This is a genomic window from Streptomyces canus (genome assembly GCF_001514145.1).
Taxonomy (GTDB): domain Bacteria; phylum Actinomycetota; class Actinomycetes; order Streptomycetales; family Streptomycetaceae; genus Streptomyces; species Streptomyces canus.
In genome coordinates this window covers 147593-149376 of the sequence record NZ_KQ948675.1, presented here as the reverse complement: position 1 = coordinate 149376, position 1784 = coordinate 147593, and the positions used below count along the sequence as shown (strand labels likewise).

Here is a 1784-nt window from a genome sequence, read left to right as displayed (position 1 = left end):
AGGACCGTGCGGATGCGGCTGACCAGACGGGTCGCGAGCAGCGAGTGACCACCCAGGGCGAAGAAGTCGTCATCGACACCGACGTTCGGCAGGCCCAGGACCTGCGCGAAGGCGCCGCACAGCACCTCCTCGTGGAAAGTGGCCGGGCCGCGCCCGGCGCCTGTCCCACCCGCGTACTGCGGCGCCGGCAACGCCCTGCGGTCGAGCTTGCCATTGGTCGTCACCGGCAGCGCGTCCAGAACCACCACGGCCGAGGGAACCATGTACTCCGGCAACCGCTCAGCAGCAAAGCCACGGATCGCCTCGGACAACACACCGTCCACAGCAACCACGACATAGGCAACCAGCCGCCGCTCACCCGGAGTGTCCTCCCGGGCCACCACCGCCGCCTGCACCACCCCCGGATGAGCGGCGACCACAGCCTGCACCTCACCCGGCTCGATACGAAAACCCCGGATCTTCACCTGCTCATCACTACGACCCAGGAAAACCAGCTGACCATCCGCCGTCCACCGCACCCGGTCACCCGTGCGATACATCCGCTCACCCGAAGCCGAGAACGGATCCGCCACAAACCGCTCCGCCGTCAGACCCGCACGACCCACATAACCCCGCGCCAACTGAACACCCGCAAGGTAGAGATCACCGCCCACCCCCGCCGGCACCGGACGCAGCCACTCATCCAGCACAAAGACACGAGTGTTGAACACCGGCACACCGATCGGCACCAACCCACCAACACCCCCAGGCCGGCACCGCCACCACGTCACATCCACCGACACCTCAGTCGGCCCATACAAGTTGTACAACTCCACACCCACACCACCGCCCACACCAGTGCCGGCGCCCACACCAGTACCGGGAAACACCTTGAAGAAGCGCTCCTCAACCTCCCCCGGCAACGCCTCACCACTGCACACCACCAACCGCAACGCCGAACACACCCCAGCAAGCGGCTCCGCAAGAAAAGCCTGCAACATCGACGGCACGAAATGCGTGACCCCAACCCGCTCACGCCGCATCAACCCAGCCAGATAACCAGGATCCATATGACCACCCGGACGAGCGACCACCAACGTCGCACCCTCCAGCAACGGCCAGAACAACTCCCACACCGACACATCGAACCCGAACGGCGTCTTGTGCAACACCCGCTCACCAACCGCCAGCCCAAAAGCCGCCTGCATCCACACCAGCCGGTTCACGATCCCCGCATGCGAGACCGCAACACCCTTCGGACGACCCGTCGAACCCGACGTGAACATCACATACGCCGGATGCTCCGGCAACAACACCCCACGCTCCGACACCGACAACGGACCATCCCCGAAGCCACCAAGCAACCCCACCCCCTCCGGCCCATCGACGATCACCACCGGCACAGCCACCGGCATGCCACGACCCGCACCGACACCGTCCGCCAACACCAGAACCGGCGCCGCATCCTCCACCATGGCCGCGACACGCTCCCCCGGAAGCCCCGGATCCACCGGCACATAGGCCCCACCCGCCTTCAAAACCGCGAGCAAAGCAACCACCATCTCGACACCGCGCTCCATCGAAACCGCGACCAGCGACTCCGGACCCACCCCCTCAGCAAGCAGGAAACGAGCAAGCCGGTTCGCACGCGCATCCAACTCGGCATAACTGAACTCGCTGCCCTCGAACACCACCGCCACCGCATCCGGAGTCCGCGCCACCCGCGCCTCCAACAACGCCGCCAACGTCGCAGCCGGCACCTCAGTGGCCGTATCGTTCCACCGCTCCACAATCCGCTGACGCTC

Annotated in this window: 1 protein-coding gene; it reads right to left on the bottom strand. The window is 66.0% G+C overall.

What is annotated here, in order from left to right; translation table 11 throughout:
• The coding region (locus tag AQJ46_RS57770) for an amino acid adenylation domain-containing protein (RefSeq protein WP_318656739.1) at positions 1 to 1784 on the bottom strand (1784 nt) is incomplete at both ends.